Origin of the sequence: Chryseobacterium sp. BIGb0232 (assembly GCF_024810195.1) — a bacterium.
Lineage (GTDB): Bacteria > Bacteroidota > Bacteroidia > Flavobacteriales > Weeksellaceae > Chryseobacterium > Chryseobacterium pennae.
In genome coordinates, this window is record NZ_JANUEH010000004.1 from 180,061 (window position 1) to 205,275 (window position 25,215).

Consider the following 25,215-nt stretch of genomic DNA (forward strand, 5'->3'; position numbering starts at 1 on the left):
TTTTAAAAGTTAAAACGTTGCCTGAAGGCCAAAAGTGATTGTTCTCATTGCCGGATACCTGTAATAGGTAGTTCCATCTATCGCCTGCTCAGGATCCATCCCTTTATGTTTATAGAAGGTCAGAAGATTCTCTCCCTGGATATAAATTCTGAATTTCTTCAGTCCCAGCGCTTCAAAATAATCTGACGGAAGTGTATATCCTAAACTTACATTCTTAATCCTTGCATACGTTCCTGAATAAAGGAATCTTGTAGATATGGAATTCCAGTTATTCGTTTTTGTGCTTAAAGCAGGAACATCCGTATAAGGGTTTTCTGGAGTCCATCTGTTCAACATTTCTGCGCTCCATGCACGTCCACCTGAATTTCCACTGTGTAAGATCGAGGTATAATCTGTATCAAGAATTTTTCCCCCAATTTTAAATGTAACCAACCCTGAAAAGTCAAAATTCTTATAGGTAATACTTGTACTTATTCCTCCTGTTAGTTTAGGCAAAGCAGAACCCTGCAATATTTTATTAGCCTTAGCATACTCTGAGGTTGTTCCTTCCACATTATTTCCATTGGCATCTTTCGTAATGGTTTTCCACAATGGTTTTCCGTTACTTGGATCTACTCCAACCCATTCCTGGATATAAAAATCATATACAGAACCTCCTACATTCAGCTGTTTGGTAGATCCTATCGCGAAAGGTCCGCCCGGCAATTTTGTTATTTTGTTATTGAGAGTACTCAGGTTAACATCAACATTCCACTGAAAATCGCTGGTTTTAACAGGGGTTGTGAACAATGAAAATTCAAAACCTGTATTCTTTATGGTTCCTATATTGGCAGGATAATCACCGATTCCCAAAGATGGAGCAACCGGGACATTAAACAGAAGGTCCTTACTTTTTCGCTCAAAATATTCCACATTTCCTTTGATTCTGTTGTTCAAAATCGCAAACTCCAAACCTATGTTCAGATTAAGGTTGGTTTCCCACTTCAGATTAGGCGTCCCTACTTTTTCCAGTGTTTTTCCCGGTTCTCCGGCCAGGCTAAAGTCTTTATATAATTCCGGATAAGCATAATACAGTGGCTGTCCGTTTGGCTTCAGTAGTTTATCATTTCCCTGTCCTCCATAACTAGCACGCAGTGTAAGTTGATTAAAGAAATTCAAGTTTTTAATAAACTCTTCGTTCGAAAGTTTCCAGGATCCTCCTACTGACCAGAATCTCCCCCACCTGTTTTCTTTCAAAAATCTTGAAGAACTGTCCGCCCTTCCTGAAGCGGATAAGAAGTATTTGTTATCAAAATCATATTCTACTTTTCCAAGAAAACTCAATAAGCTTAATTTATCACTGTTTCCTGTAAAATCTACCAGTAAAGAGGCAGCATCCGGCTCATAATAGTTAGGTAATGAGAAGCCTTGTCTGCTACCGGAAATGGTTTGGTAGTCATATTTATAAAATTCATGACCTCCCAACACATTAATATGATGTCTTCCAAACCTTTTATCATAGGTCAGGATATTACTGGTTGTATAAGAAAGGGTTCTGTTATTCGCTTTTGATACAGATCCTCCGGTCTCTTTACTTTGTCCAAGAAGTGGATTCGTATAATAGTGTTCATTATAACTCACAAGATCCAATGAAAAGCTTGATCTGAACTTCAGCTCCGGAAGGAAAGTGAATTCCATAAACCCTTTTCCCGAAAAGTTATCGATCTTATTTTCATTCTTATCTAATGGTAAGCTTGCCGCTAAATTCTGGTTTGAAAGTGCTACAGTAGGTCTGTATCTTCCGAAATCAAATACTTTGTTTCCTTCTGCATCCAGTACATAAGACCCGTCCGGGTTTCTTTCATAGTAAGGATAGAAAGACGGAACTACTCTTGCAGCCTGAATAATGTTACTGGATTTCGAATCTGAAGAACTTGGAGCCTGCTGAATACTATTGGTATAACTTAAGTTTACCCCAACATTCAACCATTTTTTCACCTCCGAATTAAGCTTTAATCTTGTATTATATCTCTTAAATCCAGATTCAATTGCCATTCCTTTATCATCCAGATATCCTAATGAGAAGAAATAGTTACTTTTTTCACTTCCGCCACTGATGTCCAGATCCACCTGATTTCTGGAAGCCACCCTTTGCAAAACGTCTCTCCAGTCATCATTCCATAAAGCTCTTGCTCCCGGTAATAATTTCCCGTCAGTTCCTATTGGTTTTTGATAATTGCCGCCATAAGGATTAATTCCCAGATTAGAAATAATATTATCTGTTGCCATCTGTGCGGCCTGTTGTGCAGAGATTGAACCAGATTGATATCCGTTTCTCATTGCCTCCCAATATAATTGAAAGTACTGATCTGTATTTACCTGTTCATAATCTTTTACGGCTCTGCCTGAGAATCCCTGACTGATATTAAGATTTACTCTGGCTTCCCCTTTTTTACCGGACTTTGTAGTAACGATAATGATCCCATTCGCTCCTCTTGAACCGTACAATGCACTTGCCGTAGCATCTTTCAGCACACTGATAGATTCTATATCATTCGGGCTGATAGCATTCAGGTTTCCATCAAAAGGAATTCCGTCTACAACGTATAACGGATCACTGGAAGCACTTACGGAGCCAATCCCACGGATCCTGATCGCAGATGTTGCTCCGGGTTGCCCTGAAGCTCCTGTAACCTGAACTCCGGGCACCATTCCTTCCAGCGCTTTTGTAACATTGGTTACAGGTCTGTTATTTATTTTATCACTGGAAATTGTTGCCACTGAACCGGTATAGCTGTTTCGTTTTGCTTTTCCGTAAGCTACGACAACCACTTCATCAATTTCCTTTTCTTTAAGTGTATCTTTTTTTGGTTTGGAATTCTGTCCGCTTACACTTACCACACCTAAGAAAAATGCAGCAACCGGTGGAATCCAAATTTTAGAATTGAATAAATTTTTATTAATCATAATCAATTTTATTTACCATATATTAAAATTTTACCCTTTACTGAAAAGACAGCAAAGGGCATCGATAAATACGATAAACCAAATGCTTATTTTTCCTTTAAAGGCTGAATGTAACACCTTACATAATGCAGGTTGTCAAGATATCATTGGGTCAGTTCCCTCCATCTTTCTTTATAAGCCGATCGAAATATGGTTGCAAAGCTATAAACTTTTAGTCTATAAAACAAGTAGACTTATTATTTTTTCATGATAAATTTTCAAAAATTAACATAAGTTTTTATTAAAAGCCATAGTAAAAAGGAATTACAAAGATTATCACTTTTTCAAACATGACAAAAATCATTATCGATAATTCAAAATAATATAGAAACAAAAAAAATGGCACTTGCGTGCCATCATCCAAATCAAATCTCAAAAAAACAGCCTGCGTACAATCAATGAAAACCTCTTCTCTAAAAGCAATTCAACAATCGGTCCACAAGCCATTAATCACCAAACACTGTATGTATCTATGAGTCAAAATTTCTAATTATAAATAAAATCTGATAATGAGCATTAAAAATCCCATCATAAGGTTCATTCTTTTTATGAAATGCTTTACAACAAATTTAGCCGTATAATAAATTACCGGAAATAGTAGAAATCCATCAATTATATCATAAAATATGCATTTGGGAGTATGAATTAAACATCCACCGAAAAACTTCAGAAACCGTTTCAAACCTGGAATTAAACTTCATAGACCCATAAAAAGAGACAGCTAATCAACTGTCTCTTTATTATATAAAATTAAATCTATCCTACTTATTGAGCAGCTTTCAGAGCTTTTACAATGATATTCATCATTACAATGGAGTTAGCAACATTACCTTGTCCGTTCCATTGTCCAATGACAGGCTTCTTATTACCATCTAGTAACCAAGGAGATGTATTACCACTTACCGGAGGTACAGTTCCATTATACCTAGTTACTCCGCCATCACCAAACCAATAGAATTCTTTAGTTTTAGATTTAAATGCTACAACATTTCCTGTAGTTTGAGATACTGACATAGCCTCAATTAAAGAGGAATCATAATTGCTTAAATCTCTTGAAGTACAGGCATCATTCCCTAATAAAGTGTTCCGTGCATCTCCAAAATCACCATTCAACGCAGAAGATGAAGGAATATTATAAGCAAAACAATCACTCCAGGTTCCTTGAGTTGCACCAGCTCCTGCGTAAGCCCTGATCATGTTTAGGGTATTCGCCCCAGTTGTTTCACTATACCATATAACAGTACCTCCGTTATTTACAAACGTCTGTACAGCACTTACTTCCGCAGCACTTGTAAGATCATAAGTATAGGATACCAATAGTAATTTATACCCGCCAATATTTAAGTCGTTAATACCGCCACTACCCACAACACGTCTTGTCACACTCCATTGTCCGGTTGTTTGGATCATCGCAGCAGGATTACTTCCACCAGGATAATAAGAACTGAAAATAAATGGATTATTCATTACAGCACCTAACCCGCTAGCAGCACCATCTACCCCAAAAGGCGATGCTCCTACAGAAAGTATTTTCAACTTAGACAAATCATATCCTGCATTTACGGTAAAGTTTACCGTACATGTAGAACCTCCTATGGTAACTGCAAAGCTCGCTGTTCCTGATGATGCAGGTGTCCCACTTACTGTATAGGTAAGGCTTCCCGATCCATTATTCAAGTTCCCGGCAGCAATAGTAGCTGTAAGGCCTGTTACCCCTGTAGAAGCAATACTTTGTGCCGCATAAGGACCTCCGTTACCCGCAGTATATGGGATCGTAAAGGATACTCCGCTTGCAGCCTGTCCATTTACCAAATTACCTGTGGAGGTGGCTCCTGCACAATTTAATACAGCAGAGCCTGTAGAAACACCGGTAATTGGTGTTCCACAAATCTGCAGCCATTGATTCTGAGGAGCAGCAGCCCAATAGTTATAACATTTTGTATCTGTATTATAAACCCATAAGCCATCTACAAGAGCATCCCCCATGGCAGGACCAATTGAAGTAACATCGGACGTTTTAAGCCTAGGGAATAATACTCCGGTATTATTTCCTTTAGAAACAATATCTAAAACTGTTTTTTGATGAGGATTAGATGTATCTATTCCTATTTTTCCTCCTTGACTGTATAATTTTGATAACAAAAAAATACAGAGAAATAATATTATTTTTTTTCTCATTATTGTTGTTTTTAAGTTGTTTTTCTATTAAATACTCTGTTTCATAAAAAAATTTAATTTTATATTAAGTTCATACATTCATCTGGTTAACAATATCCATCATATTCTTAATAAAAAAGAATAGATTTTGAATTCCTGCAACAAAAGTACTCCCAAAGCCATAATGAGTAAATAGTAGATATCCATCATTTTACAAAAAAATCAATCCTAATCACTTCTTCAGATATATCCAGCAAAATCTGAAAATTACCTCCATCAATAATGCCTGGAAAATATTTATCTTTGGGTAAATTCTTTTTATGAAAGTATTAATTATTAATGGGCCTAACCTCAATCTTTTAGGCACCAGAGAACCGGAAATCTATGGTACTGTTTCCATGGAATCTTATTTGAAAAACCTAAAGTCTGAGTTTCAAACTCACGAGCTGAAATATTATCAGTCCAATATTGAAGGAGAGCTTATCAACAGGCTTCAGGAAGATGATTTTGATGCAGTAGTGATTAACCCGGGAGCTTTCACTCACTATTCCTATGCTATTGCTGACTGCCTGAAGAACATCCGGAAACCAAAGATAGAAGTGCATATCAGTAATATTTATAAAAGAGAGGAGTTCAGACAGAAATCCGTAACCGCAGCCAATACTGATGCTGTATTATCCGGCTTTGGAATGGATGGATACAGATTAGCTTTACTGAGCCTAAAGTAAGTTCAAAATGATAGATTTTATGAAAATAAAAGGTAAAATTTATTGTAATAAAATTTCGGTTTATCCCAATCAGCTCACCAAGAGAAAATCATATATCATTGAAGAAATAAACTCTGATAATGTCAGAATCTGGAATGATGAGAATAAATTTAAATGGTACTCAAAATTTAATTTCAGTTTAAATAATGAACCTGAAATAATATCAATTCATATAGATGATGAAATACTATATGAAGAATCTGATGCTGTAGAAGTAACCATTACCTTCTCAAACCACAATAAATATTGGGTAGTCTTTACTACCCCAAAGTATTTAGATGAAGCATTGAATGAAGAATCTTTTTACTTAGTATCTAAATATATTATTGTCAAAAAGATTAATGAACAATCAATTCGATCAGCAATTTATAAACTGGACGAACAAAATGAATTAATTGAAAATTGCAGAAAATATCAATAAAAAAACCTCATCAGTGATGAGGCTTTTTTATCTTTATGGAATACTATTAGATAGTTTGTTCCTGTAATTGAGGACCCGAAGCAATCAATCTCTTACCTTCTTCAGTATCACAATACTGTTCGAAGTTTTTGATATATCTTGAAGCAAGATCTTTTGCTTTCTCTTCCCATTCTGAAGCATTCTCATAAGTATCTCTAGGATCTAAAATACCTGCAGAAACGTTTGGAAGTTCAGTAGGAATTTCAAGGTTCATGATTGGAACCTGAGTTTTAGGAGCGTTATCAATAGATCCGTCAATGATCGCATCAATGATCGCTCTTGTATCTTTTAAAGAAATTCTCTTACCTGTACCATTCCAGCCAGTGTTCACTAAATATGCTTTAGCTCCGTGCTCTTTCATTTTTCCGATCAATGTTTTAGAATACATTGTTGGGTGTAATGTAAGGAACGCTTCACCAAATGCTGGTGAAAAAGATGGCTGAGGTTCAGTAATTCCTCTTTCAGTTCCTGCTAATTTAGACGTATAACCGCAAAGGAAGTGGTACTGAGCCTGATCTTCGTTCAGGATAGAAACCGGAGGAAGTACTCCGAATGCATCCGCAGAAAGATAAACAATCTTTTTAGCATGACCAGCCTTAGATGGCAATACAATCTTGTTGATATGATAAATTGGGTAAGAAACTCTTGTGTTCTCAGTGATAGATCCGTCTGTATAATCTGCTACTCCATTGTTAACAACAACGTTTTCAAGAAGTGCATCTCTCTTTATTGCAGCGAAGATATCCGGTTCTTTTTCTTCAGATAAATCGATAACTTTAGCATAGCATCCACCCTCATAGTTAAATACTCCATTGTTATCCCAACCATGTTCATCATCACCGATAAGATATCTTTTCGGATCTGCAGATAGGGTAGTTTTCCCTGTTCCTGAAAGACCAAAGAATAAAGCTACATCACCTTTTTCTCCTACGTTAGCAGAACAGTGCATTGAAGCCATACCTTTTAATGGAAGGTAATAGTTCATCATAGCGAACATTCCTTTTTTCATTTCACCTCCATACCAAGTACCACCAATAATCTGTAGTTTTTCGGTAAGGTTGAACATGATAAAGTTTTCAGAATTTAATCCTTGAGCTTCCCAGTTAGGGTTTGTTGTTTTAGAACCGTTGATTACTGTGAAATCTGGCTCTCCAAAGTTTTCAAGCTCATAGTGAGAAGGACGAATAAACATATTAGTAACAAAATGCGCCTGCCATGCTACTTCAACGATAAATCTTACTTTAAGTCTCGTATCTGCATTCGTTCCGCAGAATGTATCTACTACATAAATCTTTTTAGATTCAGCAAGCTGGTTCAGCACTAGTTCTTTACAAGACCCGAAAATTTCTGCATTAGTAGGTAAGTTTACTTTACCATCCCAGAAAATAGTATCTCTTGTAACATCATCCTGAACAATATATCTGTCTTTAGGTGAACGACCTGTGAAAATTCCTGTTTTTACTGATACCGCGCCCGATTCCGTAAGTTCCGCTTTCTCAAACCCCTGATTTTCAGGAGAAACTTCAGCCTGGTACAATTCTTCATAAGAAGGGTTATACACTACTTCATAGTTTCCTTTAATCCCTAATTTCTCTAAATCCTGGATGATTTTAGTGTTTTTCATTTTACTTATATTTTCTATTTCTTTATTGACTTCAACAAAAATAATATTAATTATTTGTTAAAGGTGGTTTAAATATACTGATATAAGTCAGAATGACAAATAAAAAAACCCGAACGTAAAATACTGATTATAAATTAATTAAATTTTCCCATTCAAAAATAGTGGTGAAACCTTTCTCCCAAAAATAGTCTTTAAAGCCCCCAAATTTGGCACTCAGGACAAAATCTCCCCCCCATGCGCCCAAACTTTTTACAAATACGGGGCAATCTGAGAATAATTTTTCTTTAACTGTAGGAATTTCAATAAAATTTGAAATTTTACCCTCATGAATCATCATTAATTCAGAAAAATTTTCCAATTCATTGCATAATAAAATTTTCTTTGTGATATCTGAAAATTCATTTACTAATTCCTGAGACTTTGTTTTTGATTTATAAAGACTGATTGCTTCACGGCTATCCTGCTTCTGATTTAAATGGATAAAGATCAGTTCATTTTTAAAAGAAGGATTAAAATCCACCTTCTCATATCTGATCTCAGGTTTGCTCTGAAAAAGTACTGCAGATTTTTCTTTTGCAACAGCAATATCATACCCACTTCCTCCTAAACTGATTGTATTTAAATAAAAAGGATCTATTTCTGCCCACTCCGAAAGGTTATTCATTAAGGTTGAACTGCTTCCAAGGCCAAAATCAGCAGGGAACTGGAGGTTGGTTTTTAAGTGATAAGTAAAGTCGTTTTTGAATTTTGTAGCAGAAAGCTGCTGAACATTCTTTAATGTTTTTAAAATAAATTCAGCGCTTGATGGAATATTGGTTTCAAGAATCTGCCAATTTTTATAATTGATGACAGCTTTTAACCAAGGTTGATTCTGATGGAGTGCTTCCCAAAGTATCAAAGACTGATTATCATCTTTTTCTTCAAAGAAAAACTCTTGTCCCAGCCTGGTAGGTACCGCTAAGACAAGAGCTCCGTCGATTGCGAAATATTCTGAAGTAAGCATAAGCTTGCCCGGTGAAAATATCGCGCTCATATTTTTAATAATTAGATCGCAGAATTAGATTCTACAGATCCATCAATTTTTTTGATCAATCCTTGAAGGGTTTTTCCCGGTCCTACTTCTATAAAGTTAGACGCACCGTCTTTAATCATATTTTGTACAGACTGAGTCCATTTTACAGGTCCTGTAAGCTGAGCAATAAGGTTTTGCTTGATCTCATCAGGGTTCGTCACTGCTATAGTGGTAATATTCTGATATACAGGAATAGTCGCTTTTCTGAATTTCGTGTTTTCGATAGCTGCTGCTAATCTTTCCTGAGCTGGCTGCATCAATGGTGAATGGAAAGCTCCGTTTACCGGTAACAATAAAGCTCTTTTTGCCCCTGCTTCTTTCAGCTTTATACAAGCTTCTTCTACTGCAGAAGTTTCTCCTGAAATTACCAGCTGTCCCGGGCAGTTATAGTTTGCCGGAACTACGATTCCACTGATCTGTGCACAGATTTCTTCTACTTTAGCATCTTCAAGACCTAAAATAGCTGCCATTGAACTTGGATTAGCATCACAAGCATCCTGCATAGCCTTAGCTCTCTCTGAAACCAATTTTAAACCATCATCAAAAGATAAAACGCCGTTAGCTACTAATGCTGAGAACTCTCCTAAAGAGTGTCCTGCCACCATTTCAGCTCCAAGACCGTTTACTGCTTTTAATGCTGCTACTGAATGTATAAAAATTGAAGGCTGGGTAACCTCTGTTTTCTTAAGATCCGCATCCGTTCCGTTAAACATAATGGAAAGAATATCGAAACCTAAAATTTCATTGGCAGATTCCATCAGATCTTTAATATCTTTTCTAGAATCATACAATTCTTTTCCCATTCCTATGAACTGAGAACCCTGCCCTGGAAATACAAGTGCTTTCATGTATTGAATTAAATATTATGCAAATATAACTATAATGTTAACAATATCTTTTACACAAAGATAAATATCATCTAAGGTACTAATCTGATCACTCTGTAACCTGTGTTTACATAAGCCCCGTTTGCCTTAGATTTTACAAACTCAAATTTTGTTGCAAGCTGAGTCTGCACCTTATTCATTTGTTTGAAAATTTCTCCTTTTTTATTTTCTCTTGTCAACATATCATTTACCACGTCAAAACCTACGATCGCATATTTTGGAGGAGTCTTGCAATATTTGCTTTTGTAAGCTGCAAGAATCTCTTTTTCAAAGTTACCATCGGTATTAATTTTTCTGTCCATCAGATAGACCAGACTTGCCTGGCTCAGATCATCTACTTTCTTTTCGAAGACAGGAGAATAGAACATACTGAAAGCTTTTACTCCCTGTACTTCTTTAGAAAGAGCAATCATTTTATTAGCGAAAGCTTCTCCCATATCATCATTGGCTAAAACTGCAATAACCGGAGCAGACTGACCTGTCATCATATTCTGATCCAGCTGAATATCTGCCGAAGAGTTTACAATAACAATATTAGGATTTTTCACTGCTTTTTCAAGACCTGATTTGATGTAATTGGCATTTTCTTTCTTACCATCTGCCACTACGTATATTTTTTGATCTGAATATACAGCTTTTACTTCTTCTACAATCTTATCTGCATATGTCTGATTGTTTGTTTCAACAATGATCAGATTGTTATAATTATATAATTCCGGTGTGTTGGCAAATGGTGCTACTACAGGAATTTTTTGATTTTTAGTAAAATCCAACACATCAATTACATTGGACTTAAAGAATGGTCCGATGATAAGATCTGTATTTTCAGGATTGATCTGCGTAAGAGAGTTTTTAAAAGAGGCTTCATTTCCGGAGTCTACAATTTTGATATCCAGTTTCTGACCTCCTCTAGCATTTCTTTCAATAGCAAGCTTAGCTCCCGTTAAGAAATCAAGGGCCATTCCTCTGTATTGAGTTTCGTTGGTACTATATCCGAAAGGAAGCATCAGTACAACACTTAATGCATCACCGCTTTTCTTAACGTATACAGGATCCTGTTTTTTGATTTTCAGGACCATTCCGGATTTTAATCCTTTTGACAGATCCGGGTTAAGAGCGATCAATTCATCAATACTTACTCCAAACTTATTGACAATGGAGAATACGGTATCTCCCTGCTGAACGGTATAGGTAACATAGTCATCACCCACCACCACATTACTGGAAGCTGTTGATGATTTTTCATTCCCAGAGTCCATTTTTGTTTTTGGGTTGGTTGTTTCAGCTACAGGTTCTGTGTTTGATCTTTTTATTTTGATGGTTTCACCAGGCTTTAATCCCTTTTCTTCCAATCCAGGATTTAAAGTATAAAGGTCCTGTTGGCTGATTCCAAACTGTTTTGTAATTCTGTAATAATTATCTTTTGCCTGTATCACATAGCTTTCTCCTTCTACAGCAGGTGTAGTTGGTGTAGCTGTCACTGTTTTTTCAGCAGGGGCTTCTACAGGTTTTGTTGCCGTTACTGTTGGCTGATCACCACCATATTTTTTAATGCTGGCAAGAGGTAATGTGATTTCATCACCGATTTTCATGTTAGAATCCAATTCAGGATTCAGTTTTCTTAAATCAGTTTCAGAGATTCTGTATTGTTTTGTAATTCCATAGATGGTTTGCTTAGGCTGTAAAATAATTTTGCCCACCGAAGTTCCCGCAATAGTACCTACTTTTTCAGGTACAGCAGTTTTGGGAGCAACCGAAGTTACGGCCTTTTCTGTTTTTACGGCTAAAACATCTCCGATAGCCAGCTTGCCATCTTTATGTTTAGGGTTTAGTTTCAGCAATTCATCTACAGTCATTCCATACTTCTTTGCAATGTTGTAAGGATTATCACCTTGTACAACGGTGTGCGATTTCTGGGCTGAAACTCCCAAAACCATACATAAACTGGATAGAATAAAAAACCTCTTTATCATATTCGATAATTATAATTTACAAAAATACTTCTTTAAAATTAAATGGCAACAATTATTAATTTGGAATCTTGAACCACCATCTCTTCCAAACAATTTTCAAGCCATGGATAGCCTTCATCGGAAAAGAATACGCTAAAGTTAAAAACTCTTTCCTGCCATGTTTTAGAAGGGTGTACCTCTAAAAACAGATTTTCAAGTCTTTCCAATAATTCGTTCTGCTTTATTTTTTCTGCATGTAGAAGACGTTTCTTCATTCTTTTAAATGATTTCAGCTGCCTCACTTCTTCTGCTTTCACCATATTTCCAAAGGATTTATCTGTAGTTTCAGCAGAAAATTTTAGCTCAGCAAAGTTGTTGGCCAGAGTCTCTTCTTCTTTATTCAGTAATGCTAAAATAGGATTATCGTTTAAAATCTTATGATTGGTAATCACTGTAAAATTCTGGAAAAAATCTTCTATTTTAAGATCCAGTTTTTCAATTTTCCCTACTGTTTTCTCCTTCAGAAAAAGCATAGAGTTTCTTGGGATCAGGATGGGGAAAGGAATATTTACTTTTGAGAAATAATCTTTCAGTTCCAGCCAATACATGATTTCGGCATTTCCTCCGATATAAGCCAGATTCGGAAGTACTTTTTCCTGATATACCGGACGCATTAAAGCATTCGGGCTGAATTTTTCCGGATGATTTTCAAGTTCAGCAATGATCTCTTCTTCGGTAAACTGAATATTTGTATCTACAACAAAATATTTCTGCCCGTTAAAGTCTATCCTGTCTCTGGTTTCGGAAAGATAAAAAAGATTAATCTCACGGGGATTTACCTGTACCTTTCCATATTTCTCAGTCAGGAACTCTACTTTATCTCTCGAAGTTTTCTGTAAACTGAAATGAAGCAGCTCATCTTTAAAAACCTCTTTGATCTGCTCTTTTAATTCCTTTGAATCTCCATCCAACATTAATAATCCAAAGTTGGAAAAAAGACGGTTTACCAGGATCTGGATAGCTTGTGTCAAAGTATTTCCCTCCTTATAAGCTTCTTTGAGCATTAAGATCAACTCTGTCCCAAAAACAGAATCCTTAAATTCTTTTTCAAACTCGGAGATAAAATAGGTATCATTAATCTGAATTCTCCCTACAGCGCCCCCAGATTTTTCATTGGTTTCATAATAACTATTCTCCGTTTTAAAATGATTGATCTCAGCAAAATCATGATCTTCAGAGGCCATCCAATACACCGGAATAAAATTAAAATCCGGAAAAGATTCTTTAAGATAAGTACAGGTCTTTATGGTCTGTAAAATTTTATAGATAAAGAAAACCGGCCCTGAAAACAGATTCAGCTGATGTCCTGTTGTAATGGTAAAAGTATTGGGCAGTTTCAGATTTTCAAGATTTTCTTTCTGTTTTGAAGAAAGAGTGAGATCTGACAACTGTTTTTCAAACACATTAGATAATATATTCCTCTGTTCCGAAGAAAAGGAATCTTTTTTTAAATGGATCTGCTGGCTGAAATGCTCCACAGAAAATGTTTTGTTTTCAAAACCCTCAATCTTCTGATTCAAAAAGTCTTTTACTAATTGAGGTATGCTCTCTATATCATTAAATGATATTTTATTAATTGTTTTCAACCTGTATCGTTTTTAGTTGAACAAATACCACAGAATTCCGATATTCAGTCTGAAATCATATACCGGATAGTGTGGAAATGCATAAGCTTTGTTATTTGAAATAAAGGTTCCAATTTGTTGTCCTTCTATGAAGAAGAACATTTTCTTTACCTTCATATTGATATATAGATCAGCAATAGGCTGCCCTCCAATGGAGAAGGAATTTGTACCGGGAAGAACATACTCATTAAGAACAGGGAAATACTCTCTGGAATTAAATTTAGAGAAGTAATACACCTTAAGTCCTGCCTGAATTTCTGCTGCTTTTTTAAATGCCTGAGTCTGATAGAAGAAGTTTGCTCTCCCCACAAAACCTGGCATTGGAAGCAAATTCTTATTGGTTAATGCATTCTGGAAATGCAGTCTTGTATTCAAATGGAATTTACCATAACTGAAAGTGGCATCTCCTCCGATCTGAGAAATATTCAAAGAACTTTCACTCTGTTTTGGAGCTGCATTATTATCAAAATAGGTATAATTGTCGATTCTGAAGTAATTGGCAAAAAGTTCTGTTTTAAACCATTTCAGATTAATACTTCCTCCAAGTTCCATTACAGATTGATTCTTGGCATTTTCAAGATAATAATTGAAATTATTATATACCGAAGTATTCAATAAATAGTTGAATGACGGATAAGCGCTTTGGAAGTTTACTTTTGCATTGACAAAGTAATCTTTTATGGGCTCAAACTTCAGATTGTTTGTTGTTCTCAGATAACTTTTGAACTGGCTTCCGTTTGAAAATTCAAGGAATGAGTTCAATTGTACTTTATCCCAAAGTTTCACCTGTAGGTTTCCAACAGCTCCGATTCTGTTTTCTTTAAGCTCCCCAGGAAAAGGAACCCCATTAAGAGCTACTATATCTCTTATCCCAAGTTTAATCATCTGATAACGTACACCAGCATCCAATCTGAACTTTTCATTATTGAAAACCAAGCTTAAAGTATTACTCAGATTGCTGGAATACTTTTTCGTTGTTAAAGGAAATCCATTGACTAAATCTGTAGGGGCCTCATACCAATATTCTTCCAAGGCATTTTGGTTATAATAATATTTGTTACCCTGATGGGAAATGGTATGTCTGATACTGAAGGGAAATTTTTCAGCATTGAACGGCGTAAACTGATGACTCAGATAATATCTTCTGTAGGCATATTGTGAGCTGGTTGAAGCTAAATTAACCTGAGCGTTTTGCCTGTTCTTATAATTACTGTCTCCACTTTGAAACAGATTGTCTTCGGTAATTCCTCCACTTTCCTGATTGTTGATATTCTGATGAAGGTAGTGAGCGAAAAGTTCATAGTTTCCGCTCTTGGAAACATAATGTCCGGAGAATATGGTATTGTTATTTGCTGCAAGGGAGTTTCTGTAAAGCCCTTGTGAGCGAAGCCCCATATATTCAATGGCAAAATTGAATCTTTTCCCGATATTTTGAGTATAGGTAGAGTTTAGTGCAGCCCCATTTCTCATCGCATTATGATAGATAAATGTTGCAGTAGGTGTTTTTACATCATAGTATTTTACATCGTTAGCACCAAGAATCATGTAAGCTTTGTTGGAAGGCAGTAAAGATAAGTTCTGTTCAGCATTCACCTCAAATACCAACGGATTAAATCCTGATCCAATATTGGCAGGTTGTATTCTTCCGAAGTTGTCTCTATTATTATATTGTGAAAAGATATAAGTCTTATCAAAAGTCATTACAGTATCAAAAACTTTTTTTTCTGAAAACTGGGTCTGGTACTGATAATCGTTGATGGTAGGTTTAAAAATTTTCAAGGAATCTTTCTTCCCGGAGTCTATGACCAGAGTGTCTTCCGGCTTTTTATCTTGTTGGGTATTTTCTGCCTTAGCAACCTGTGCATTGGCAACAAAACCGAGGAAAGTGATTATGAAAAGGATATACTTCATTATTCATTATTGTTCAGCAAAAATAAGAAATAATAGTAAATAAAAACCCCTGCTGTGAGCAGGGGTTCTCTATATAATATGTTAAATATTAATATAATCTATAGATTAGTTAGTTAAAAGTTCATTAGCATCTACAGCTCCCTGAGGGAAAGGCAATTTATACTTTTCACCTTTAAGCTTAAGATCAGACCATCTTACCCACTCGAAAGATAATTCTACTCTTCTTTCATCATCCAGAGAAAGACTAGATTTTCTAGCAGCTTGGAACTCAGTAAGCCTGTTAGTATTTCCTGCTTCAGCAGAAATAAGGTACATTTCAGGAATTCTTGAGATTAAAAGATCTGAATCTTCAGCTCTAGTATACTTATTTGAGAATATAAATCCGCCTGTCTTTGGAGCCTGTGCTATATCAAATAAAGCGTTTCTTGTATCGGTTGGGCTTAAAAGTGCTACTAGACTCTTTGAAGCAGCAAAACAATTCCATGTTCTAGCATCATAACTCATAATCCATCCCCAAGCTCCGTTTCCTTCAGATAAATTCCCTGCAAGCTTGTAGATAACCTCTGAATCAGTATTTTTTGGATTATCAGAAATACTGAATTTACCTGTCTTGATCAAAGCTTCAGCTTCAGCTCCCGCATTTGCAATGTCCCCATTCATTCTATAAACTCTAGCAAGAAGTGCCATAGCAGCTTCTTTTGTAGGCTTCAGTCTCGTTTTAACATCAGTTGCACTTGCAGATTCTACATTATCTTTTGCATATTTCAGGTCATTGATAATGAAGTTTAATACTTCTTTAGGAGAGGAAGCTTTGATTGGGTTAAAATCATAATTTTCATCCACCAATGGAACTCCTTCATATAAATCGTATAATCTTAAATATGTTAAAGCTCTTACATATCTTGCTTTTCCTTTTTGAGCATTAGAAGCTGTAGGTACTTTCAAAATAGTATTTGCTCTACTGATTGCCTTGTAGAAATCTTTGTAGAAATAGCTTAACATGATATCACCCGGAGGTGTTGCATGGTCATAAAGATACTGAATCTGAAAGAATTGAAATTTAACAGGAGCGTAGTTATCTCTTGCCATAATTTCCGAAGCCATAACTGCAAAATATCCATAAGTATTTGGATTCATAACAGCACTGTATGCTCCTACCAATAATTTATCTACATCTTCTGAGGATAATGGAGCGTTTGCATCCAATGCAATCTCAGATTTTATATCTAATGCGTTATCACAAGAACTTAATGTTAATCCAAGTGCTAATAGTAATATGCTTATCTTTTTCATTGTAATTCTAATTAAAAATTAATATTCATTCCTATGCTATACACTTTTACGTTTGGAATACCATTAGTATCTACTCCTGAAGAAATTTTAGAAGTATCAGCATAACTTTGGTTAACTTTAAGTGATCTGTCATAGTAATAAGCTTCCGGATCCACACCAGAATACTTAGTGAATGTAAATGGATTTCTTACCTGAGCATAAAGTCTCATTGATTTAATGAATTTCAGGTTAGTTTTATCAAAGTTGTAGCCTATCGTGATATCAGTAATCCTTAAATAATCAGCATTTTCTAGGAATCTTGTTGATTGCTCATTGTTCCAAGAAGCAACAGCAGATGCCATATGAGGACGAGGTACGTTAGTATCTCTATTATCAGGAGTCCAATAGTTCATTTGATCTGCAACCATGTTTGGAGAATAAGAAGGGTATCCTGTAGGAGCTCCTGCTTCTTGTTTCTGCTTGTACATAGCGTAAACTTTCTTCCCGATAGAGTATTGTGCGTTGATAGACAAGTCTAATTTGTCATATGTGAATGTTGTAGAAAGCCCTCCATACATTGGAGCAATACCACCATTGAATACGACTCTGTCATTAGTATCAATCTTTCCATCTCCGTTAATATCTCTGTAGATCATATCACCAGCCTGAACCACTTTTGTTACTTTACCAGTCTGATCTTTATATTCGTAACGTTCTTGAGCAATTCCAACTGCATCATATAAATAGAATGAACCTAAAGGCTCTCCTTCTTTTACGATAGAAACAAATCCTGTTGTAAACTGACCTGTTTTAGTACCAATTTTCTCAACAACGTTTTTGTTATAAGAGAAGTTTGCTCCAAAATCCCATTTGAATTTCTCACCTCTGATGATTTTAGTATCTACACTTACTTCAAATCCTTTATTATTGATTGTTCCAATGTTACTTAATCTATTATTAAATCCTGACTCTTGTCCAATTGGAAGTCTATATAACAAATCACTAGTTGTTTTATTATAGTAGTCAACAGTTAAGTTTACTCTTTTGTTGAACATTGACAAATCAAAACCTGCGTCAAAAGATTTTCCTTTTTCCCACTTTAAGGTTTCGCTGTTTAATGATAAAACAGCCATACCTGGCTCCTGGTTTTGGTTTTCTCCTGAAGAGATAAGCTGCATACCGGCAGAATAAGGAATACCAGTCTGGTTACCTGTAAGACCGTAAGAAGCTCTTAATTTAAACTCGTTAATGAAAGGAACTTTGAAAAACTCTTCGTTAGATACTGTCCATCCTAATGACGCAGCAGGGAAGCTACCCCATCTGTATCCATCTCTAAATTTAGAAGAACCATCATATCTTGTGGACACCATTAAGTGGTATTTATTATCCCAGCTAACCTGAGCTCTTCCAAAGAAAGAGTATAAAGCCATAGAGTAAACATTAGATTCTCCTTTATTAATAATACCAGCAGCAGACAACCAAGGTAAATCATTTGAAACGAAATTTTCTCCATAAACAGCAGAATCTTCATAATCCCATCTTTGGAAAGACTGCCCAGCTAAAACATTAACTTTTAGTCTATTATCAAAAAATCCTTTATCATAAGCTGCAGTGTTTTCAATTAGATAATCTCTATTATTTGCAGTAGCATAAAGTCCATATCCCCAAGGCTGTCCTTCTCTTTCTCCTCTTCTTGTATTTGGAGCATCAAATCTGTTATATCTACGAGAAGCAATATTTCCACTAATGGAAGTTTTTAAAGTAATTTCTTTAATAGGGTTATAGATTGCGAAGAAATTTGCTCCTAAATTCTGCCATCTTTCAGTTACTTGTCTTTCGAAAGCCCATAAAGGGTTATTAAAGTTAAACCTATTAATTTTACCATTTGCATCGTAAGGAGCTAAATTTGGAGGTGCAGCCATTGCATTAGAATAAGGCTGATAAGTATCATTATCATCCACTATCGGCTTCGCACTAGTATATGTAAAATATGAGTTTACTCCAATTTTAAAATTATCAGCGAATTTTTGTTCAACGTTTAACCTTACTCTTGAAATTTCAAAATCATCTCCTGGAATAATACCTTCTTGGCTTATATGACCTGCAGAGAAATACATTTTTGACGCTTCACCACCTGCAGTAAAACTGATCTGATTATTGGATATAGCTCCTGTTCTTAAAACATAGTTCATCCAATCAGTATCAACTCCAGTGTTGGCCATTGGAGTTAATGTTGCCATATCAGCTGGAGGTGTTGCAGTACCTGCGGCAATATCATTCAGGTAATTTTGTCTTGCGACATCGTGTACCTGCTTATATTGTTGAGCATTAAGCAATCTTGGTCTCTTGATAATCTCCTGAATACCATAAGATGTTGAAAAGCTAACGGCAGGTTTTCCATTATATCTACCTCCTTTAGTTTCAACCAATACTACACCATTAGAAGCTCTGGAACCATAGATCGCTGAAGAAGCTGCATCTTTTAGGATTTCCATACTACTGATATCTTCTGGAGAAAGGTTTCCTAATGATTCCTGAGGAACACCATCAATAATGTAAAGTGGGTTATTGGATGCACTTAATGATCCATTTCCTCTGATACTGATTTTAGTTTCGTTTCCAGATCTACCTCCCGTGCTGGCAACCTGTACTCCAGGCGCTTTTCCTTGTAATGCTAACTCAACAGATGCAACCGGTTTGTCTTGTAAAACATCACTTTTAACCGTTGTAATAGATCCTGATACATCACTTTTCTTCTGCTTACCATAACCAACCATCACAACCTCTTCGATCTGAGTTTCTTTGGCAGCAGTATCCTTCTTAACCTTTTGAGCAGAAACAGCATTCCCTATAAAGAATAATGCCCCAACGCTCAATACACGTAGTTTAACATTCATATTAACAAATTTTAATATATTTTAATCGCAAATATGTTAATAAATATTAACATTAGCAAATTACATATGTACGTCCAGATTGTTTTTCTTTGCAATACCACAAGAAAACACTCCCCAAAACATAATGATTCATAATATTAACCTATTTTTATTGATCAAAAATTAAAATAATAGTTTGAAAAAGCATTTTAACAATCAATAATTCTATGAAAAAAAAATTATCTATAATTAATCTAAATTACAATGGTGCTAATTTTCAACCAAATAGCTGTTTAAAAGTAAAAAAATCAATCGATTTCACCACCATATAAAGTTTTATACAGATACTATGATTCCACCCATTTTCACCTATTTGTCTCATAAATAACACATATAAACATTCCTCTTTAGTTCAATCCTACTATCTGTAAAATTGTAATTTTAACATTCAAGTTTTAATTCAGCAATAAAATAAATACCTAAAAAAAACTCTGCGAAAAGAATCAACTAAGTTTAAAGGAATATGATTTAGATACAGTGAACATAAACAAAAATAAGCCGTCTCATTGAGACGGCTTATTTTATATATTTATCTGAATATTATTTCAGCTTTTTCTTAACAGCTACTTCTTCGTACACTTCAAGAATATCACCGATTTCAATATCGTTGTATCCTTTTAAGTTAAGACCACATTCGTAACCTTTTGTTACTTCTTTTACATCGTCTTTGAAACGCTTCAAGCTTTCAAGCTCTCCGTCAAATTTCACAATGCCATCTCTTAACAAACGTACTTTAGACTGTCTTGTTACCTTTCCGGTAAGAACCATACAACCTGCAATTGAACCAACTTTAGAAATCTTGAATACCTCACGGATTTCAACATTACCAATTACCTGCTCCTGAATTTCAGGAGAAAGCATTCCTTCCATTGCTTCTTTTACTTCATCGATTGCCTTATAGATTACAGAATAAGTTCTGATTTCAATTTCCTCACGATCTGCAAGTTCTTTTGCATTAGCACCAGCTCTTACGTTGAATCCAATGATAATTGCATCAGATGCTGCCGCTAAGTTGATATCAGATTCAGTGATCTGTCCTACACCTGAGTGAAGGATTTTCACGCTGATCTCTTCTGTTGATAATCTTTGTAACTGATCAGAAAGTGCTTCCACAGAACCATCCACGTCACCTTTAAGGATAATATTCAATTCTTTGAATTCTCCTAAAGCAATACGTCTACCTAATTCTTCAAGCGTTGTATGTTTTTTCGTTCTGATAGAAAGTTCTCTCTGAAGTTGTTCTCTCTTATTTGCAATGGTTTTACCCTCACTTTCGTCAGCATATACTCGGAATTTATCACCTGCTGTAGGTGCTCCATCTAAACCTAAGATTGTTACAGGAATAGATGGCCCTGCTTCCGCAAGATTTCGTCCTCTTTCATCAAGCATGGCTTTTACTTTACCATGATTTTTACCAGCAACTACATAATCTCCAACTTTCAGAGTTCCTGCCTGCACCAACATAGTGGCAACATATCCTCTTCCTTTATCCAATGAAGCTTCAATAACAACACCTTGAGCATTTCTACCAGGATTAGCTTTTAGATCAAGCATTTCTGCCTGAAGTAATACTTTCTCTAAAAGAATATCCATGTTATTACCAAATTTCGCAGAAATTTCCTGAGCCTGAACATTCCCTCCCCATTCTTCTACAAGGATATTCATCCCTGAAAGCTGCTGACGGATATTATCAGGATTTGCATTTGGTCTATCAACCTTATTCAATGCAATAATCATAGGTACACCTGCTGCCTGTGCGTGAGAAATAGCTTCTCTCGTTTGAGGCATTACATCGTCGTCTGCTGCAATTACAATAATCGCAATATCGGTAATCTGAGCACCTCTAGCTCTCATTGCTGTAAATGCTTCGTGACCTGGTGTATCTAAGAATGTAATTCTCTGTCCGTTTTCAAGTTTAACATTGTAAGCACCAATATGCTGGGTAATTCCTCCAGATTCACCTGCAATTACATTTGTTTTTCTAATGTAGTCAAGTAATGATGTTTTACCATGGTCAACGTGTCCCATTACAGTAACAATTGGAGCTCTAGTAACTAGATCTTCTTCGTTATCGATTTCATCTTCAGCATCACTTTCTTCAAGGTCAGCATCTGAGAATTCAATTTTATACCCAAATTCATCTGCTACTAATAACAAAGTATCAGCTTCTAATCTTTGGTTCATAGTAACCATTACACCAAGTGAGAAACAAGCAGAGATCACTTCAGTTGGAGAAACGTTCATTAAACTTGCTAATTCACCTACTGTGATAAATTCTGTAACCTTCAGTGTTCTGTCCTGTGCTTCAAATTCTTGTTGACGCTCATCCTGCTCTCTTCGGTACGTTCTTTTATCCTTTCTGTGTTTTGCAGATTTAGATTTACCTCCTTTGTTGGTAAGTTTTTCTAAGGTTTCTTTGATCTGGTTTTTAACTTGTTCGTCAGTTAATTCAACTGGCATAACTCTTTGACCAGGTCTGTTGTTTTGACCTCCTTTTTTGAAGCCACCACCTCCTTGACCACCTGGACGGTTTCCACCTTGGTTATTTCCGAAACGGTTTCCACCTTGCCCACCTTGACCTTGTGGACGATTTCCCTGCCCACCTTGTCCTGGGCGGTTTCCACCTTGTCCACCACCATTGTTATTATTGTGTGGACGGTTTCCACCCTGGCCACCTTGGCCTTGGTTATTATTTCCAGAGTTTTGATTGTTTCCACCTTGGCCTTGGTTATTTGGACCTCCACCTGGTTTTTCAATTCTCTTTCTTTTCTTTTTTGCTCCAGCTCCTGGTTTTGGTGCAAACTGAGTTAAGTCAATTTTTTCACCTACGATCTTAGGACCGTCCAGTTTCTGATAAACAGTTTCAATTTTTTGAGGTTCCTGATTTTCAGGTTCAGCTTCCACTTTTGGAGCTTCTATTTTTTTCTCTTCTACCACTGGTTTTGGAGTTTCTTTTACAGGTTCAACCGGTTTTGTTTCTTCTTTTTTCTCCTCCATTTTTGGTTTGTCTTTTTTCACAGGTCTATTTCTAGATTCTATCTGAGACAAATCAATTTTATCCAAAACTTTAAATTCCTGCTTTTCGGGAGTTGCTTTTACTTCCGGTTCTTCTTTCACTATTTCTTCTTTCTTTTCTTCAACCGGTGTCGCTACAGGAGCAGCAGGGGTTTCTTCAATTTCGGGTTTAACAGGTTCTAAATCTATCTTACCTAAAATCTTAGTTTCTGGTTTGTTTGCTTTAGCTCTTATCACTTCAGGGGTTTTCTTCTCTTCAATTTCCAGTTTTTCTTCCGGAACTTTAGTGATCACCACCTCATGGGAAGCTTTTCTTTGTTCGCCATCTTTGGCAAACTCAGCTTCCAATGCAGAATATGCCGATTCTTCCAATTGAGCGTTAGGATTGCTTTCAACCTCGAAACCCTTTGATTGTAAAAACTCTACTAATCTGGACATCGAAATATTGAATTCCTTAACCGCTTTATTTAATCTAATTTTTGGCATCTATATTATTTACTGTTTTTTAATTTTTAAAATTAAAGTATTTCCTTTTTACTGTTTATTAAAATTTATTTTAAATCTTAATCTTCAAATTCTTCTCTCAGAATACGTTTAACCTCTTCAATTGTTTCTTCTTCAAGATCAACCATATTTAAAAGGCTCTCAGTTTCTTTATCTAATACTGATTTTGCAGTTGTAAGTCCTACTTTCTTAAACTCATCCAAAATCCACTGCTCGATATCGTCATTAAATTCTCTCAATTCAACATCGTCATCCTCGCTGGACTCTCTGTATACATCAATTTCATATCCTGACAACCAAGACGCCAGTCTAATATTCTGTCCTTGTTTTCCGATTACTTTAGAAATCTCTTCAACAGGAGTGTAAACTAGTGCATAGTTAGCATCTTCATTGATATCAATTTTGTTAACAGTAACATTTCCTAAAGCTCTCTTCACCAAAATTTCAGGGTTTTTAGACCACTGAATAACATCGATGTTTTCATTTCTCAACTCTCTTACAACCCCATGAATTCTGGATCCTTTAACACCCACACAAGCTCCTACAGGATCAATTCTGTCATCATAAGCATCTACTGCAATCTTCGCCTTTTCACCAGGAATTCTCACTACTTTTTTCAGCATGATTGTTCCATCCTGGATTTCAGGAATTTCCAGCTCTAATAATTTCTCAAGGAATTTAGGTGCAGTTCTGGAAATAATAATCTGCGGTTTTGAACCTTTAAAATCTACTGTCTCAACAATAGCTCTGATATTCTCACCCTTTTTAAAGAAATCGGATGGGATCTGGTTTTCTTTTGGTAAAATGAATTCGTTTCCTTCATCATCCAACAAGATCACATGCTTGTGGCGGATGTGGTGGATTTCACCCACAACGATTTCACCAATTTTATCTCTAAACTGTTCGTACAGCATTGCATTATTATGCTCCTGAAGTTTGGTAGCCAAAATCTGCTTAAGGGTAAGAATATTTCTTCTTCCCAACTGCGCAACAGGAATTTCCATTGTAAAGTCCTCACCTACTTCGAAGGTAGGGTCAATCTTCTTCGCTTCAGAAATTTCAATTTCCAAATCATCATCTTCAGACATTTCATCCTCTACAATTGTTTTATTTAAAAATATCTGAAAATCTCCTTTATCCGGGTTTACAATCACGTCAAAGTGGTCATCTGAATCGAATCTTTTTCTCAAAAGAGTCTTCAGTGAATCTTCAATAATTGCCATAAGATCAATCTTACTGATCCCTTTTTCGTCTTTAAAATCACCAAAGGATTCAATCAACGCTATATTATCCATCTATTCTTTTTTCTTTTTTAAAATTTAATTACTACTAATGCTTTTTTAATCTCAGAGTAAGCAATCTCTTTCTCCTCTTCTACATCTACTTTCCCTTTACCAACATCTTTCGGTTTACGGTAACGCAGAATAAGCGTAATCTTTTCATCGTCCACTTTTGACAATTCTCCTTCAGTTTTAGAAGAATCCTCCAGCATCACTTCTATCTCTCTTCCTATGTTTTTATTGAACTGTCTTGGTGTTACTAATGGCTCACTCAATCCAGCAGACATTACCTGAAGGCTGAAATCATGCTCTTCACGATCCATATTGAATTCTATAGCCCGGCTTGCATCAAGACAATCCTGTAAAGAAACTCCATTATCACCATCTAAAATCACTGTAACATCATCCCCTGCAGAGATCTTAAGATCAATAAGAAAAAGATCTTCTCTGGTCTCAAGGAATTCATTTAATAATTCTTCAATTCTTTTTTTAAACTCCATACATTCTTTTATCTTGATTTACAGTACGAAAAAAGGCTTTCTTTCGAAGCCTTCCCATTTTTTCCGTAAATCCAATGCAAATATACGCTTTTTTTCCAAAAATGCAAAATTATCTTATTATCAAGTAAATACAACGAAAATCATTTACATTAAATTAAACAAGCATGTGAAGGTATTTTTATTATTTTTGTCTTTGAATTTTAAAAAC

Annotated in this window: 15 protein-coding genes and 1 riboswitch; of the genes, 2 read left to right on the forward strand and 13 right to left on the reverse strand. The window is 35.7% G+C overall.

The window, feature by feature from the left end; genetic code table 11:
* Nucleotides 1-9: 9 nt before the first annotated feature.
* The gene (locus tag M2372_RS12365; protein WP_123320511.1) at nucleotides 10-2,946 is read right to left on the reverse strand and encodes a TonB-dependent receptor; all 2,937 of its coding nucleotides are present in this window, start codon (nucleotides 2,944-2,946) and stop codon (nucleotides 10-12) included.
* An 83-nt stretch (nucleotides 2,947-3,029) separates the two neighbouring features.
* A riboswitch (SAM riboswitch) is annotated at nucleotides 3,030-3,126 on the reverse strand.
* Nucleotides 3,127-3,750: 624 nt separating this feature from the next.
* A complete protein-coding gene (locus M2372_RS12370; protein WP_123320510.1) occupies nucleotides 3,751-5,163 on the reverse strand; it encodes a hypothetical protein in 1,413 nt (470 codons plus the stop codon).
* A gap of 299 nt (nucleotides 5,164-5,462) precedes the next feature.
* On the opposite strand from M2372_RS12370, the gene M2372_RS12375 reads away from it, so the two are divergent.
* Nucleotides 5,463-5,870 carry a type II 3-dehydroquinate dehydratase gene (locus M2372_RS12375; protein WP_123320509.1) on the forward strand — a complete coding sequence of 136 codons (408 nt, stop codon included), beginning with the start codon at nucleotides 5,463-5,465 and terminating at the stop codon, nucleotides 5,868-5,870.
* Between the two features lie 19 nt (nucleotides 5,871-5,889).
* Nucleotides 5,890-6,330 (forward strand): hypothetical protein, encoded by a 441-nt coding sequence (locus tag M2372_RS12380; protein WP_148060797.1) that lies wholly within the window; start codon nucleotides 5,890-5,892, stop codon nucleotides 6,328-6,330.
* A gap of 46 nt (nucleotides 6,331-6,376) precedes the next feature.
* Here M2372_RS12380 and pckA read toward each other — a convergent pair whose 3' ends face one another.
* The 11 genes from pckA to rimP form a co-directional block, all read right to left on the reverse strand.
* Nucleotides 6,377-7,993: a phosphoenolpyruvate carboxykinase (ATP) gene (gene pckA / locus M2372_RS12385; RefSeq protein WP_123320507.1), complete on the reverse strand. Its 1,617-nt coding sequence runs from the start codon at nucleotides 7,991-7,993 to the stop codon at nucleotides 6,377-6,379.
* A gap of 127 nt (nucleotides 7,994-8,120) precedes the next feature.
* Nucleotides 8,121-9,026 carry a GYDIA family GHMP kinase gene (locus M2372_RS12390; protein WP_123320506.1) on the reverse strand — a complete coding sequence of 302 codons (906 nt, stop codon included), beginning with the start codon at nucleotides 9,024-9,026 and terminating at the stop codon, nucleotides 8,121-8,123.
* 11 nt (nucleotides 9,027-9,037) lie between these two features.
* A complete protein-coding gene (fabD, locus tag M2372_RS12395; RefSeq protein WP_123320505.1) occupies nucleotides 9,038-9,913 on the reverse strand; it encodes an ACP S-malonyltransferase in 876 nt (291 codons plus the stop codon).
* A 71-nt stretch (nucleotides 9,914-9,984) separates the two neighbouring features.
* Nucleotides 9,985-11,925 (reverse strand): LysM peptidoglycan-binding domain-containing protein, encoded by a 1,941-nt coding sequence (locus M2372_RS12400; protein ID WP_228455761.1) that lies wholly within the window; start codon nucleotides 11,923-11,925, stop codon nucleotides 9,985-9,987.
* Nucleotides 11,926-11,963: 38 nt separating this feature from the next.
* On the reverse strand, nucleotides 11,964-13,550 hold the full coding sequence (gene bshC / locus M2372_RS12405) for a bacillithiol biosynthesis cysteine-adding enzyme BshC (protein ID WP_123320503.1): 1,587 nt from the start codon (nucleotides 13,548-13,550) through the stop codon (nucleotides 11,964-11,966).
* Between the two features lie 12 nt (nucleotides 13,551-13,562).
* Complete coding sequence (locus M2372_RS12410; RefSeq protein WP_123320502.1) at nucleotides 13,563-15,500, reverse strand: putative porin; 1,938 nt, start codon at nucleotides 15,498-15,500, stop codon at nucleotides 13,563-13,565.
* A gap of 105 nt (nucleotides 15,501-15,605) precedes the next feature.
* The gene (locus tag M2372_RS12415) at nucleotides 15,606-16,793 is read right to left on the reverse strand and encodes a RagB/SusD family nutrient uptake outer membrane protein (protein ID WP_123320501.1); all 1,188 of its coding nucleotides are present in this window, start codon (nucleotides 16,791-16,793) and stop codon (nucleotides 15,606-15,608) included.
* An 11-nt stretch (nucleotides 16,794-16,804) separates the two neighbouring features.
* Complete coding sequence (locus tag M2372_RS12420; protein ID WP_123320500.1) at nucleotides 16,805-19,669, reverse strand: SusC/RagA family TonB-linked outer membrane protein; 2,865 nt, start codon at nucleotides 19,667-19,669, stop codon at nucleotides 16,805-16,807.
* A 579-nt stretch (nucleotides 19,670-20,248) separates the two neighbouring features.
* Nucleotides 20,249-23,209 (reverse strand): translation initiation factor IF-2, encoded by a 2,961-nt coding sequence (infB, locus tag M2372_RS12425; protein ID WP_115968024.1) that lies wholly within the window; start codon nucleotides 23,207-23,209, stop codon nucleotides 20,249-20,251.
* Nucleotides 23,210-23,286: 77 nt separating this feature from the next.
* Nucleotides 23,287-24,522: a transcription termination factor NusA gene (gene nusA, locus M2372_RS12430; protein ID WP_089734773.1), complete on the reverse strand. Its 1,236-nt coding sequence runs from the start codon at nucleotides 24,520-24,522 to the stop codon at nucleotides 23,287-23,289.
* A 17-nt stretch (nucleotides 24,523-24,539) separates the two neighbouring features.
* Complete coding sequence (gene rimP / locus M2372_RS12435; protein WP_115968026.1) at nucleotides 24,540-25,007, reverse strand: ribosome assembly cofactor RimP; 468 nt, start codon at nucleotides 25,005-25,007, stop codon at nucleotides 24,540-24,542.
* Nucleotides 25,008-25,215 lie beyond the last annotated feature (208 nt).

Bases quoted from the DNA above. Each gene is read 5' to 3' on its own strand.
- nusA (WP_089734773.1), bottom strand. From the start codon at position 24,522: ATGGATAATATAGCGTTGATTGAATCCTTTGGTGATTTTAAAGACGAA.
- M2372_RS12400 (WP_228455761.1), bottom strand. From the start codon at position 11,925: ATGATAAAGAGGTTTTTTATTCTATCCAGTTTATGTATGGTTTTGGGA.
- infB (WP_115968024.1), bottom strand. From the start codon at position 23,209: ATGCCAAAAATTAGATTAAATAAAGCGGTTAAGGAATTCAATATTTCG.
- M2372_RS12420 (WP_123320500.1), bottom strand. From the start codon at position 19,669: ATGAATGTTAAACTACGTGTATTGAGCGTTGGGGCATTATTCTTTATA.
- M2372_RS12370 (WP_123320510.1), bottom strand. From the start codon at position 5,163: ATGAGAAAAAAAATAATATTATTTCTCTGTATTTTTTTGTTATCAAAA.
- fabD (WP_123320505.1), bottom strand. From the start codon at position 9,913: ATGAAAGCACTTGTATTTCCAGGGCAGGGTTCTCAGTTCATAGGAATG.
- M2372_RS12375 (WP_123320509.1), top strand. From the start codon at position 5,463: ATGAAAGTATTAATTATTAATGGGCCTAACCTCAATCTTTTAGGCACC.
- rimP (WP_115968026.1), bottom strand. From the start codon at position 25,007: ATGGAGTTTAAAAAAAGAATTGAAGAATTATTAAATGAATTCCTTGAG.
- M2372_RS12365 (WP_123320511.1), bottom strand. From the start codon at position 2,946: ATGATTAATAAAAATTTATTCAATTCTAAAATTTGGATTCCACCGGTT.
- pckA (WP_123320507.1), bottom strand. From the start codon at position 7,993: ATGAAAAACACTAAAATCATCCAGGATTTAGAGAAATTAGGGATTAAA.
- M2372_RS12410 (WP_123320502.1), bottom strand. From the start codon at position 15,500: ATGAAGTATATCCTTTTCATAATCACTTTCCTCGGTTTTGTTGCCAAT.
- M2372_RS12380 (WP_148060797.1), top strand. From the start codon at position 5,890: ATGAAAATAAAAGGTAAAATTTATTGTAATAAAATTTCGGTTTATCCC.
- M2372_RS12390 (WP_123320506.1), bottom strand. From the start codon at position 9,026: ATGAGCGCGATATTTTCACCGGGCAAGCTTATGCTTACTTCAGAATAT.
- M2372_RS12415 (WP_123320501.1), bottom strand. From the start codon at position 16,793: ATGAAAAAGATAAGCATATTACTATTAGCACTTGGATTAACATTAAGT.